Origin of the sequence: Pseudorhodobacter wandonensis (assembly GCF_001202035.1) — a bacterium.
GTDB classification, from domain to species: Bacteria; Pseudomonadota; Alphaproteobacteria; order Rhodobacterales; family Rhodobacteraceae; genus Pseudorhodobacter; species Pseudorhodobacter wandonensis.
This window is the reverse complement of sequence record NZ_LGHT01000020.1, coordinates 1-13401: the sequence shown is the minus strand read 5'-3', so window position 1 is coordinate 13401 and position 13401 is coordinate 1. Positions and strand designations below refer to the sequence as shown.

Genomic DNA, 13401 nt, shown 5'->3' with positions numbered 1-13401 from the left:
GTGTGCCGGACACCACATATGGGAGGAACTGATGAAAAAGACCTTTATGACTGCAAGCCTGTTGGCTTTGATGTCGACCACCGCGATGGCTGAGAATGTTGGCGTTTCGATGGCGTTGTTTGACGACAACTTCCTGACCGTTTTGCGCAACGGTATTCAAGAAGTCGCCGACAAAACTGATGGCGTCAGTGTTCAGATTGAAGACGCGCAAAACGACGTGGCCAAGCAGCTTGACCAGATCAACAACTTTATCGCATCGGGTGTGGATGCGATCATTGTGAACCCCGTTGATACATCGGCAACACAAGCGATGACCGCCGCCGCAGAAGCCGCAGGCGTGCCGCTTGTCTATGTCAACCGCCAGCCGATCAACGTAGATTCGTTACCTGACAACCAAGCCTTTGTTGCGTCTAACGAAATCGAATCCGGCACACTGGAGACGTTTGAAGTCTGCAAAATGCTGCGGGGAATGGGTAAAGGCGGCGGCGCACGCGCTTATGTCATGATGGGCGAGCTTTCCAACCAAGCAGCTGTTCAGCGCACCAAAGACGTCGAAGATATCCTCGGAACAGATATGTGCAGCTTTATCACGGTTGTCGACAAGCAAACGGCAAACTGGTCGCGAGACGAAGCGCAGAACCTGATGACCAACTGGCTGTCAACGGGCGAAGCTTTTGATGCTGTCATTGCCAACAATGACGAGATGGCAATCGGCGCGATCCAATCAATGAAGGCAGCTGGTCTCGACATGAATGTGATAGTTGTTGGCGGTGTTGATGCCACGCAAGATGCGCTGCAAGCCATGCAGGCCGGTGATTTGGATGTGACAGTATTTCAAAATGCTGCAGGTCAGGGTTCGGGCGCGTTGAATGCCGCATTGAGCCTGGCCCGCGGCGAATCGGTTGACCAAAAAGTCTATATTCCATTCGAACTGGTCACACCTGCTAATATTGACAATTACCTGAAGAAGAACTGACCCGATAACGAACGATAAACGTCGAAGCATTGCAACAGCGATGCTTCGGCACTGTTCTACATTATGCAAGGTTTGGGGGGGAATAATGGCTGACCACAATTCACATGGCACCGGTGGGCTTGTCTTTGATTCAAAAAAGCGGGCTTGGCCGAACGAGATGAACGTGCTTCTCGCATTGCTGTTGATGATTGGCCTGTTTGAACTGCTTGGCGCACTGACAATGGGGCAGAGCTTTCTGTTTGACAGTGATGGCCGATTTGACACGATCTTCAACGAAGCGCGGCTCAAGATCATCATCCTTCAGGTTTCCATCATTGGCATTATTGCCATCGGATCAACACAGGTCATCATTTCCGGCGGTATCGATCTTTCGCCGGGGTCGATCGTCGGCCTGACCGCGATGATTGCCATGAGTTTTGCCCAAACCGCGATGGTCAACGGCAATCCGAACCCGAAAGCAATCTTTGGTGAGAGTTGGATGGATTTGCCTGTCATCATCCCAATTCTGGTGGCCCTTGGTGTTGGGCTGTTGGCCGGCTTTGTAAACGGCGCACTGATAGCCTATACTAAAATCCCCCCATTTATTGCGACGCTCGGCATGATGGTGGCGGCCCGTGGCGCAGCAAAGTGGTGGTCTAAGGGCAACCCAATCTCTTTCCCAACTGATCAGTTCAGCTCCATCGGGAATGGGTTGAACGGCTGGGCGCCCGTAATCATTTTTGTGGGCCTTGCGGTTCTGTTTCATCTGATCCTGAAATACACGGTTTATGGCAAACATACTTACGCGATCGGGTCCAATGAGGATGCAGCGCGTATGTCGGGGATCAAAGTGAACCGCCACAAGGTTTTGGTGTACACCATCGCGGGAATGCTCGCTGGTCTGTCGGCGATTGTTTTGGCGTCCAAGAACCTGACCGCGCAGGCAGGTATGGGGGTCATGTATGAACTTGATGCAATTGCGATGACTGTGATCGGCGGCATTTCTCTGGCGGGTGGTCGTGGATCGCTTGTCGGGACGGTGTTGGGCGCGCTGATCTTTGGCGTCATCATCTCGGGCTTCACGTTCTTGCGGCTCGATGCGTATTACCAAGAAATGGTGAAGGGATTTATTATCGTCGCGGCTGTTGTATTGGACCAATGGCGCCAGCGCCGAGCCGGATCAAAGGTTTAAGGGGAAACACCATGACTGATATCATTCTGGAAACACGCGACCTTACCAAGCATTACGGCGGCGTTCATGCCTTGACAGGTGCCAACTTCATTCTGCGCAAGGGCGAGCATGTCGCCATTATGGGCGATAATGGGGCCGGTAAGTCTACCTTTGTGCGCCAGATCACAGGCGTTGAACAGCGGACCCGCGGCGAGATCATCTTCAATGGCTCAGCCGTCAGTTTCGAAACCCCGATGGATGCGCGCAAAGCTGGGATTGAAACCGTCTTTCAGTCCTTGGCACTGGCGGATGAGTTGGATGTCCCCGATAATCTCTTCCTGGGGCGTGAGCTGGTCAAAGTAAACTTGGGGCCGTTTTCCATTCTTGACTACAAAGCCATGCGTGAGAGAACGATGATGGCCTTGGAAAAGACTGGGGTCAAGATTCCTAACATCCGCAACAAAATCCGCAACATGTCGGGCGGACAGCGGCAATGTGTGGCGATTGCCCGCACTGCTACGTTCCATTCGAAATTGACAATTATGGACGAACCAACGGCTGCCTTGGGTGTGCAAGAAACTGCGCAGGTCGAAAATATCGTTCGTACCTTGAAAGAAGCGGGTGAGCCGCTCATCCTGATCAGTCACAACATGCGGCAGGTTTTTGACCTTGTGGATCGGGTGGTCGTGTTCCGGCGGGGCCGCATTTGTGCCAATCTGGACATCAAGAACGAGGATGTCACGGGCGAGGATGTTGTGGCCTACATCACCGGTGCCAAAACTCAGGCCGGCTACGAAGACGCAGCATGAAGAACGGTATCCACTCCGATACTGCCGCGCTGGTGATTGGCGGGACGCAAGGGCTCGGCCTTGCCATAGCAACTCGGCTGGTGGCAGAGGGGTGCAGCCATATCGTCATTGCGGGCCGCAACGCCCCGCGCGGCCAAGCCGCGGCACATCAGATCGGGGCCAGTTTCATTTCTGCCGATCTGGAGGATACCGGCAGTATTCTGTCGCTTGTGGATCGTGCGGCCGAACAGATGGGGCGGATAAATGCCTTGGTCAACGCAGGCGCGATGACTGACAGAGGTTCGGTGCTGGACACAAGCCAGGCAGAGTTTGATCGCATGATGACAGCCAACCTGCGGTCACCGTTTTTTGCGATTCAGCGGGTGTCACAACTTGCCATTGCTGCAGGAAAGCCAGCTGCAATATTGAACATTCTGTCGATGGTAACGCATTGCGGTCAATCCTTTTTGGCGCCTTACTCTGCATCCAAGGCTGCGCTGGCAAATGTGACGAAGAACGCAGCCAACACGCTGCGCAGCCATCGCATCCGCGTAAACGGGATTAACTGCGGGTGGATGGATACCCCGGGAGAGGACGCAGTGCAAAAGCGGTTCCACAATGCAAGCGATGACTGGTTGGAAAGGGCCGAGGCACAGCAACCGTTCAAGATGTTGGTAAAGCCAGACCATGTTGCAGGGTTGGCCAGTTATATGCTGAGCGATGAGGCGGGTGTCATGACCGGATCACTCGTAGACTTTGACCAAAACGTTGCCGGAGCCTATCCGGAATCATAAGACACGCTGGGCCTAGCCCGAAATTTAAAAGAGAGAGAAAAAGAATGTCTATCAGATTTGCAGTGCTGGGTGCAGGCCGCATAGGACAGGTGCACGCAAAAGCGGTTTCGTCAGTTCAAGGCGCAATATTGGTTGCAGTCGCCGATCCTGTTGAATCGGCCGCGCAGCACATTTGTGACAGCTATGGTTGCGACATCCGAACAATCGACACGATACTGGCATCCGCTGATGTTGATGCTGTAATTATCTGCACCCCCACCGACACACATGCAGATCTGATCGAGCGCTTTGTTAAGTCAGGAAAAGCAGTGTTTTGCGAGAAACCTGTAGATCTTGACGTGAAACGCGCCCGAAAAGTTGTAGAAACGGTTGCAGCGGAAAAGGGCCAGCTCATGGTGGGGTTCCAGCGCCGATTTGACCCCGATTTCATGGCGCTGAAGAAGGCAATCGATGACGGTGTTATCGGTGAAGTCGAGATGGTGACCTTGACCAGCCGCGACCCCGGCGCGCCACCTGCAGACTACATCAAACGCTCGGGTGGGATATTTCGCGACATGACGATCCATGATTTCGACGTGGCCCGTTGGCTGCTGGGCGAAGAGGTGGCAACGGTGCAGGCCGCGGCTTCGGTTCTGACAGACCCTGCCATTAAGGGCCTTGGCGATTATGACAGCGTCAACGTCATTCTGACGACAAAAACGGGCAAGCAATGCACCATCACCAACACCCGCCGCGCAACTTACGGTTATGACCAGCGGATCGAGGTGCATGGTTCCAAAGGCTCTGTTTCGGCGGAAAACCATCGTCAGTCCAGAATCGAGGTTGCCAATGCAGACGGCTATACGCGCCCGCCACTGTTGGATTTCTTTATGAACCGCTATACGGCCGCCTATGCCAATGAAATTGCGGCCTTTGTCGCTGCGGTGGCTAATAATACGCCGACACCAACGACTGGGCTTGATGGTTTGAAAGCGCTCGAATTGGCCGATGCTGCATTAGCGTCAGTGGCCACTGGGCAAACAATCCGGTTGAGCTGAAACCAAATGCAATATCGCCCTGCCGCCGTTTGGTTGGCGGGGCATGCTTGGGAGCGTTCGCGCAGGCAACCTCTTACTTTGATACGGGATGTGCTATGAAAACCCTAGACCTGATCACGATTGGCCGCAGTTCGGTTGATTTGTACGGCGCGCAGATTGGCGGGCGGCTTGAGGATATGCGGTCGTTTGACAAATATATCGGCGGCTCGCCCACGAACATTGCCTGCGGGACAGCGCGATTGGGGATGAAGTCGGCGGTTATTACCGGTGTCGGTGATGAGCATATGGGGCGGTTCATTGTCGAACAGTTGCGTGCCGAAGGTGTGAACACCGACGGGGTAAAGGTTGACCCGGCACGACTGACCGCGCTGGTGCTGTTGGGCATCCGCGACCAAGATCAGTTTCCTCTGATTTTCTATCGCGAGAACTGCGCCGATATGGGGCTAACCGTGGATGATATTGATGAAGGGTTCATCAAGCAGGCCCGCGCCGTTGTGGCCACGGGCACTCATCTTAGCCACCCATCAGTCGAGGCGGCGACGATCAAGGCGCTGACCATCGCGCGCGCGGAAGGCATGCAGACCGCGCTAGATATCGACTACCGCCCGAACCTGTGGGGCGTGGCGGGGCATGGTGATGGCGAAAGTCGCTTTGTGGAAAGTGCAGCGGTCACGGCAAAGCTGCAAGCGAGCCTGCACCTGTTCGACCTGATCGTCGGCACCGAAGAAGAGTTTCACATCGCAGGTGGCAGCACTGATACGATTGCCGCGTTGCGGGCCGTGCGGGCCGTGTCCAACGCCACGTTGGTGTGCAAACGCGGGGCGGCGGGCGCGGTGGCCTTTACCGGTGCCATTCCCGATACGCTGGACGAAGGCGCGGCCGGTCCCGGTTTCCCGATCGAGGTGTTCAATGTGCTTGGGGCAGGGGATGGCTTTATGTCCGGCCTGCTAAAGGGCTGGCTGGACGGCGAGGATTGGCCCACGGCGCTTAAATACGCCAATGCCTGCGGGGCATTTGCGGTCAGCCGCCACGGCTGCACCCCGGCCTATCCCAGCTGGGAGGAGCTTCAGTTCTTCTTTGAGCGCGGCATAAAACAGCCCGACCTTCGTAATGATGCCGAGTTGGAGCAGGTGCATTGGGCCACGAACCGCCCGCACGATTGGTCATCGGTCAAAACCTTCGCATTTGACCACCGCTTGCAGCTTGAGGAGATGGAGGGATATACCCCCCAAAAAGGCGGTGCGTTCAAGCAATTGTGCCTTGATGCGGCATTGCAGGTGCAGGGTGGCAAGCCTGGCTATGGTATCTTGTGCGACAATCGTATCGGGCGGTCGGCGTTGCACCGCGCCTCTGGCACGGGCCTGTGGATCGGGCGGCCGACAGAATGGCCGGGGTCCCGCCCGATCAGACTAGAGCCTGAGCTGGGCCCCGATTACGGCAAGCTGCGCGAATGGGCGACCGAAAATGTGGTCAAGCTGCTGGTGTTTTGCCACCCTGACGATGATGCTGCCATCCGCGTGCGGCAAGAGGACGTCGTCAAACGCCTTTGGACCGCGAGCCGCCGCAACGGGCTGGAGTTTTTGCTAGAGGTGATCCCGTCCAAGGTTGGGCTGGTCGATGACATGACCACGCCAACGCTGATACAGCAATTCTACGATCTTGGCATCTATCCCGATTGGTGGAAGCTGGAACCGTTCAAGACCCGCGCCGCATGGGCCAATGCTGTGGAGGCGATTACCCGCAACGACCCGCGCACCCGCGGCATCGTCGTGCTGGGGCTGGACGCGCCCGAGGCCGAGCTGTCGGCCAGTTTTGCACTTGCGGCCGAACAGCCATTGGTCAAAGGCTTTGCCGTTGGCCGTACGATTTTTGGCGATGCGGCACGGGCGTGGATGAAAGGGCAAATGTCAGATGCAGATGCCGTGGCCCAAATGTCCGAACGCTATACCCGTCTGAGCCAGATCTGGGACGCGGCCCGCGCCGCCGCTGCAAACGGGGGGATGAACTGATGACCAAAACACTCCGACTGACCGCCGCGCAGGCGATGGTCAAATATGTGGCCGCACAACTGGCCGAGACGGGCGAGCCATTTATCGTCGGATGCTGGGCAATTTTCGGGCATGGCAATGTGGCGGGGATCGGCGAGGCGCTGCATGGTGCGCGTGACAGCTTGCCGACATGGCGCGGCCATAATGAACAAACCATGGCCCATGCCGCCATTGCCTATGCCAAGCAATCGGGGCGCAAAAGGGCGATGATGGTCACATCCTCGATCGGGCCGGGGGCGACGAATATGGTGACAGCGGCAGCGCTGGCCCATGTGAACCGCTTGCCCGTCCTGCTCGTGCCGGGCGATGTGTTCGCCAACCGCGGCCCCGACCCGGTGTTGCAACAGATTGAGGATTTTGCCGACGGCACCATCAGCGCCAATGATTGCTTTAAACCCGTCAGCCGCTATTTCGACCGGATCACGCGGCCCGAACAATTACTGACCGCCTTGCCCCGCGCCTTTCGCACCATGACCGATCCGGCCGAGTGCGGCCCCGTCACGCTGGCCTTCTGTCAGGATGTACAGGCCGAGGCCTACGATTACCCCGAAAGCTTTTTCGCGCCCAGGATATGGGCCACACGCCGCATTCGCCCTGACCTGGACGAACTTTCTGCCGTGACCGAGGCCATCAAAGCGGCCAAGCGGCCGGTGATCGTTGCGGGCGGCGGCGTGCATTACTCGGGCGCCACTGAGGCACTGCGCGCCTTTGCCGAGGCGCACAACATCCCCGTAACCGAAACACAGGCCGGCAAATCGGCGCTGCCATGGGATCACCCGCTCAACCTTGGTCCCATTGGCGTAACAGGCGGCAACCCGGCAAACACCGTCTGCACCGAGGCCGATCTGGTGCTGGGCATCGGCACCCGCTTTCAAGATTTCACCACGGGGTCATGGGGTCTGTTCGCAAACCCGGCCCGCAAAATCGCTTGCCTGAATATCGCCGCCTATGACGCTACCAAGCACGGAGCACTGCCGCTGGTCGCCGATGCGCGGGTTGGTTTGGCCGAGCTGTCTCAGACCTTGGGCGCACATAAATCGACGGCCGGGATTGAAGGCTTGAAAGCCGATTGGTTCGCCGCCGTCGACCCGCTTACCGATGCGCCAACCGGCAACGCGCTGCCCACTGACATGCAGGTCGTGGGCGCGGTGCAACGCGCGGCAAATGCCGATACGGTGGTGATGTGTGCCGCAGGCACCATGCCGGGCGAGTTGCACAAGCTGTGGAAATCCTCGCGCCCCATGTCCTATCACATGGAATACGGGTTTTCCTGCATGGGGTATGAAATTGCGGGCGCGATGGGCATCAAAATGGCGCAACCCGACCGCGATGTGATATGCTTTACCGGCGATGGCACCTATATGATGGCCAATTCCGAAATGGCGACTGCAGCCATGATGGGCATCAGCTTTACCGTGGTGGTGACGGACAATCGCGGCTATGGCTGCATTAACCGCTTACAAATGGGCACCGGCGGGGCCGAATTCAACAATCTGCTGGACCACACGATTCATGCCACCGCTTCCGCGATTGATTTTGCCAAACATGCCGAGGCCATGGGCGCTACAAGCGTAAAGGTCACGTCCATCGCGGCGCTAGAGTCAGCGCTGGCAAATCGCGCCAGCATTAGAGGCCCCTATGTCATTGTGATTGACACAGACCCCTATCCCAGTACGCCCCACGGCGGCACTTGGTGGGAGGTTGGCGTGCCAGAAATCTCTACCCGCCCGCAGGTCAATGCCGCGCGCGTAGTGTATGTTTCCAACAAATCAAAGCAAAGGGCAGACTGATGTCGGTCAAAATCGGTATCTCACTCATCGCATGGCAGAATGATGATCTGCCCGATCTAACCGCAAACTTCACGACGACAGGCGCGATGGAAGACGCGGGCCGTATCGGCTATGCAGGGGTCGAACGCGGCCGACGGATGCCTGCCGACACAGAAGGTTTGCGCGCCTATCTGGACCGTTACGGTGTGGTGCTGTGTGGCGGGTGGTGTTCTGGCAATCTGATGGTTGCCTCGGTCGCCGAGGAACAGGCCGCGATCCGCCAGCAGGTTGAACAGTTCGCCGCCCTGAACGCACCCTGCATTGTTTATGCCGAATGCTCCAACACCGTGCAGGGGGCGCTGACCACGCCGGTTTCATCGCGCCCCAAGCTGGGCCGCGATGACGTTATGGCCTATGCCGCCAAGTTGACGGAGCTGGCCAAATGGTCGGCAGATCAGGGTGTGACGCTGTCCTACCACCATCACATGGGCGGCATGATCGAGGATGCCGAGGATATCGACTGGCTGATGGAAGGCTCTGGCCCCGAAGTGACACTGCTTTTTGACACGGGGCATCTGGTCTTTGCCGGGGCCGACCCGCTGGCCGTGCTGGATAAATGGGGCCACCGCGTGCATCATGTACATTTCAAAGACGTGCGCCCCGACAAATTGAAATGGGTGCGCGATGGCAACCGCAGCTTTCTGGATGGCGTGCGCGCAGGCGTTTACTCCGTGCCCGGCGATCCGCAAGGTTGTATCGACTTTCAGGCGATCACCGATCAGCTAAAGGCGATCGATTACAACGGCTGGATCGTGGTCGAAGCCGAGCAAGACCCCGCCATAGCACCACCCTATGAGTATTCGAAAATGGGCTATAATCACATCGTCGATATCTGCGCCCGCTCGGGCCTGACTATTGAAAGGTAAGGGATGAAATTCTTGAATGTGTACCACCCGTTTTTCCGCCCCGTGCTGCCACGATTGGTGACTGTGGGGGTTTCTGCGGCCTGGGCCGTCTTTGAACTGGTATCCGGCAGCCCCGGTTGGGCCGCCATCTTTGGCGCTGTGGCCGCGTGGTGCGGCTATCAGTTTTTCATCGTCTTCGACCCAGAAAACTATAAGGACATACCCAAATGACCGATCTTTTGCGCAAGCCTTTTGGCACCCACGGCAAGGTCCACGATATCACGTCACAAAGCGCGGGGTGGCGCTATGTCGGGTTTGGGCTGCACCGTTTGCGCAAAGGCGAAACAGCATCCGAAGTTACAGGTGACCGAGAGGTTATTCTGGTAATGATCGAAGGCAAAGCCGCGATCAGCGGGGCAGGGCAGGATTGGGGCGTGTTGGGCGACCGGATGTGCGTGTTTGAAAAGACCCCGCCGCATTGCCTCTATTTGCCCAATGGCACCGATTGGCAGGCCGTCGCCGAAACCGATTGCGTAATCGCCGTTTGCACCGCCCCCGGCATAGGCGGCCACAAGGCCCGCCGCATCGGCCCCGATGGCATCACCCTGACGACACGCGGCAAAGGCACCAACACCCGCCACATCAACAACATCGCGATGGAAAACGAGGATTATTGCGACAGCCTGCTGGTGACCGAGGTTTTCACCCCCGCAGGCCACTGGTCATCCTACCCCAGCCACCGCCATGATGAGGATGACTTCCCCCGCATCACCTATCTGGAAGAAACCTACTACCATCGCCTGAACCCTGCCTCGGGCTTTGGCGTCCAGCGAGTCTATACCGATGATGGCAGCCTTGATGAAACCATGGCGGTCTCAGACGGTGATGTCGTTCTGGTCCCGCGCGGCCACCACCCCTGCGGCGCCCCCTACGGGTTTGAGATGTATTACCTGAACGTCATGGCCGGCCCCTTGCGCAAATGGCGCTTCGTTCCCGCCCCCGAGGTCGAATGGATCATGAAACGCGATGCGTGAGCATTGGCGAAAGTGTTCGGTCTGAGGTGAGCCTACGTTTGCGCAGCATTATGCTGCTAGCGCGGCAAATTGCTGGAAAGCGAGAAGGCCGTTTGGGTCGAACTGACATTTTCGGGTCATTTGTGCGGTCTCGATGTCGATAATGGCTGTTGTGGCCGAGTGGGCTGGCTTTGAAGCCGAGCATCAGCTCGGTGATGCGCCTAATGAACCCGTGATCTTGTTCGAGGATATTGTTGAGGTATTGCTTTTGCCTGATGGTAATCAATGGGCCAATGCCCTCGGACGTAAGGATCACAGTGACCGGCTAAAGCCCTTCAAAGTTGGCGCAGCGCATTGGCGGCGATCTCGGGCGCGCAATTTATAACCCAGTGGTTGAGAGGATCGTATGATCAATGGCCACATCGCGCGCGGCCAGAAATTCCTTAAGGTCGCGGTAAGTCACAGCTTTGCGCACTTAAATGAAAAGGCCTACAAAAGTACAGATTTCGGATAGCACGCCCCTTTGAAATTTGCCGTCACCGAAACATCCTGCTGCTTGCTTGTCGTAGCCATCCGTCGCAAATTGGAGCCCAAAGCGGAAACCCGCAAAAGATTTCAACAGTACCAAAGCGTTTCCGATATTCGCCAAAGGCTGGCGCAGAATGAATGTTCGCCAAGTCGCGTACATGAAAGATATTCCAAGCAAGATCAGCAATCTATCAAGCTGATCACAAGGCCGATGCTCGGTTGCAAATCTTTTCAATCCGCCACGGCGACAATCTCTGGGATAGAGATGCCCAAATGATCGGAAAAGAACAAATCGACGCCAAGGGCTTTCCCGCGTTCAGGAGTTGGCCACGCTCGACCCGCGCGAAACATCACGATGGAAACCTTTTTGCACGCTGCACCGGTAAAATCTTTTGGCGGCAGTGCCAGTTTTTGACAAAGCCGTGACTGCCGTCTGCGTAACTTGTGCAAACTTTCTTCGCCAAGAATTCTCTGAAATCACCACGGATTTTTGCGATGCAAACACATTAAAATTTGATTAATGAAAATTTGTTTCTTTAATTGTTACAGATAGTTATCAAAATGTCCGCGCGCGGGCTCAAGAACGCTTGGCGCCCCAAATCAGCAGAAAACCTTATATTCGAACCAAAAATTGTCGCAATGCCTTCAAAAAAACTCTGGCATCAAGGTTTTTCACCTTGGCCTACAGTGATTTTACGATCACTCCGGCGGCGCCAATTTATCCTTCATTGCCCTCCATGCCGATTCGAGTGATCCCTTTACATAAATTGATTGCGGCAGCCAAGCTTCGGCAGGTGGCAAGGCACATCTGCGGCAAGAGCATCCATTCCAATGCCCAGGCCGCGCCCGACCGTTCTTGTTCGTGCACAAGCGATTGATGCATCCCTGAAACCTGTACCGCGTTGAAACGCGCCAATGTCACCAAGAGTTCGGCCAGCACCGGGTTTTGCTTATGGGGCATCGCGGATGAACCGCCGCCACCAGAAAGCACGATCTCGTCAATACCTTGTTGTGCCATTAAGCAGATGTCCTGCCCCATCTTTCCGAGCGTCCCGGTGGTTAGCGAGAGCGTACCTGAATATTCAACAAGTCCATCGCGCATCGCATGCCAAGCGAAGGCAGGGTTTCCAAGATCCAATTCCTGGGCCACATGGGCTGCAATTGCCATGCCATCCTTTCCAAGCGCCGCTCTGTCTCCAGCAGCACCGCCGATCTGTACCCGTTCTGTCCTAAGACGAAGCACGTCAAACCTTTTCTTGTGATCCAAAATGGGCAAGCGCCATGTTCGCACTCGGTCAGCGACCGTGATTGGCATGGCCGCCTGCATGCGAGTGCGCCCCATCAGGACGTTTGCTCCATATGTATCTTCAAGCCGCCGCAGCTCGCTGTCCAGATTTGCAAGCCGCGTTTGGATGAGGTCAGTCACACCCCGCAATGTAATGGCTAATGCTGTATCCAAAACATCTTGAGAGGTCGTCCCAGTGTGGATTTCTGCTGGATTATTTGCGCCTCTCTTCAATTGCCGGATCAAAGCAGGAATGGGCAATCCGTCCTGTGCCGCGCCGTTTGCCAAGTCGCTAATATCGGTTCGGTGCAAACTTATCGCCATGGCAGTATGCTCGGCAGAACGCGCATCTAACCGGTTGGTCGCAGCCAGCGCGCGCGTCCAAGCTGCTTCAAAAGCTAGCATATGGCTAAGTTGAGCATCCGTAGACTGTTGATTGTCATTGAGAACTGACCCGGCACCAGCAGAAATTGTCATTGAGAATTGACCCATGTGTAACCTTGCCCCGGCTTGAATCAGCTGGGGGCGCATGGAGTGATAGACATGGGATTTTTGAGGGTAATTCGGAAATGGGCACTGCGGGATAAGATGCCTATTCGCGAGATCGCGCGGCGGACGGGCGTATCTCGCAACACGATCAAGAAGTATCTGCGGGAGGGGATTGTTGAACCTGCATTTCAGGTGCCAGATCGCCCCAGCAAGCTGGACCCTTATGCTAAGCATCTTACTGCGTGGCTGACGACTGATCAGCGCAAATCACGCAAGGAACGCCGAACGGCGAAGCTGATGCATGCCGATCTTGTAAAGCTTGGATATGACGGTTCCTACGAACGTGTTGCGGCCTTTGTGCGGGAATGGAAGGGTGACCGGCAGCGTGCGCATCACACGACAGATCGTGGGACTTTCGTGCCGCTGGTGTTCGCGCCGGGCGAGGCTTTCCAGTTCGATTGGAGCGAGGACTGGGCCTATGTCGGCGGCGAGCGTATCAAGCTGCAGGTCGCGCATATCAAGCTGTCGCACAGCCGGGCATTTTTGGTGCGGGCCTATCTGTTGCAAACGCATGAGATGCTGTTTGATGCCCACTGGCATGCATTCCGCGTCTTCGAAG

Annotated in this window: 12 protein-coding genes and 1 pseudogene; 11 read left to right on the top strand and 2 right to left on the bottom strand. The window is 56.4% G+C overall.

Features of this window, described 5'->3' with window-relative positions:
- Positions 1-31 precede the first annotated feature (31 nt).
- The 10 genes from AKU79_RS02790 to iolB all read left to right on the top strand — a co-directional run bounded on the left by AKU79_RS02790 (position 32) and on the right by iolB (position 10501).
- Positions 32-976 carry a sugar ABC transporter substrate-binding protein gene (locus AKU79_RS02790; RefSeq protein ID WP_050522070.1) on the top strand — a complete coding sequence of 315 codons (945 nt, stop codon included), beginning with the start codon at positions 32-34 and terminating at the stop codon, positions 974-976.
- A gap of 157 nt (positions 977-1133) precedes the next feature.
- On the top strand, positions 1134-2147 hold the full coding sequence (locus AKU79_RS02785; protein WP_456238879.1) for an ABC transporter permease: 1014 nt from the start codon (positions 1134-1136) through the stop codon (positions 2145-2147).
- Between the two features lie 11 nt (positions 2148-2158).
- On the top strand, positions 2159-2935 hold the full coding sequence (locus AKU79_RS02780) for an ATP-binding cassette domain-containing protein (protein WP_050522068.1): 777 nt from the start codon (positions 2159-2161) through the stop codon (positions 2933-2935).
- Positions 2932-3708: an SDR family oxidoreductase gene (locus AKU79_RS02775; protein WP_050522067.1), complete on the top strand. Its 777-nt coding sequence runs from the start codon at positions 2932-2934 to the stop codon at positions 3706-3708. The genes AKU79_RS02780 and AKU79_RS02775 overlap by 4 nt, the downstream gene beginning before the upstream one ends.
- Positions 3709-3752: 44 nt before the next feature.
- The gene (gene iolG / locus AKU79_RS02770) at positions 3753-4745 is read left to right on the top strand and encodes an inositol 2-dehydrogenase (RefSeq protein WP_050522066.1); all 993 of its coding nucleotides are present in this window, start codon (positions 3753-3755) and stop codon (positions 4743-4745) included.
- 95 nt (positions 4746-4840) lie between these two features.
- Entirely contained in the window at positions 4841-6754 is a 1914-nt protein-coding gene (locus tag AKU79_RS02765; RefSeq protein ID WP_050522065.1) for a bifunctional 5-dehydro-2-deoxygluconokinase/5-dehydro-2-deoxyphosphogluconate aldolase, read from the top strand.
- The gene (gene iolD / locus AKU79_RS02760) at positions 6754-8583 is read left to right on the top strand and encodes a 3D-(3,5/4)-trihydroxycyclohexane-1,2-dione acylhydrolase (decyclizing) (protein ID WP_050522064.1); all 1830 of its coding nucleotides are present in this window, start codon (positions 6754-6756) and stop codon (positions 8581-8583) included. Before AKU79_RS02765 ends, iolD begins: the two co-directional genes overlap by 1 nt.
- On the top strand, positions 8583-9488 hold the full coding sequence (gene iolE / locus AKU79_RS02755; protein ID WP_050522063.1) for a myo-inosose-2 dehydratase: 906 nt from the start codon (positions 8583-8585) through the stop codon (positions 9486-9488). The genes iolD and iolE overlap by 1 nt, the downstream gene beginning before the upstream one ends.
- A 3-nt stretch (positions 9489-9491) precedes the next feature.
- On the top strand, positions 9492-9698 hold the full coding sequence (locus tag AKU79_RS02750) for a hypothetical protein (RefSeq protein ID WP_050522062.1): 207 nt from the start codon (positions 9492-9494) through the stop codon (positions 9696-9698).
- Positions 9695-10501, top strand: a complete 807-nt coding sequence (gene iolB, locus AKU79_RS02745) for a 5-deoxy-glucuronate isomerase (protein WP_050522061.1) — start codon at positions 9695-9697, stop codon at positions 10499-10501. The genes AKU79_RS02750 and iolB overlap by 4 nt, the downstream gene beginning before the upstream one ends.
- Before the next feature lie 48 nt (positions 10502-10549).
- On the opposite strand, the pseudogene AKU79_RS19680 reads toward iolB, so the two are convergent.
- Positions 10550-10802: pseudogene (locus AKU79_RS19680) on the bottom strand (IS6 family transposase); the annotation flags it as partial.
- 924 nt (positions 10803-11726) lie between these two features.
- Complete coding sequence (locus tag AKU79_RS02730) at positions 11727-12785, bottom strand: 3-carboxy-cis,cis-muconate cycloisomerase (protein WP_156209419.1); 1059 nt, start codon at positions 12783-12785, stop codon at positions 11727-11729.
- Between the two features lie 51 nt (positions 12786-12836).
- On the opposite strand from AKU79_RS02730, the gene istA reads away from it, so the two are divergent.
- On the top strand, positions 12837-13401 hold a 565-nt coding region (istA, locus tag AKU79_RS02725), incomplete at its 3' end, for an IS21 family transposase (RefSeq protein ID WP_156209416.1).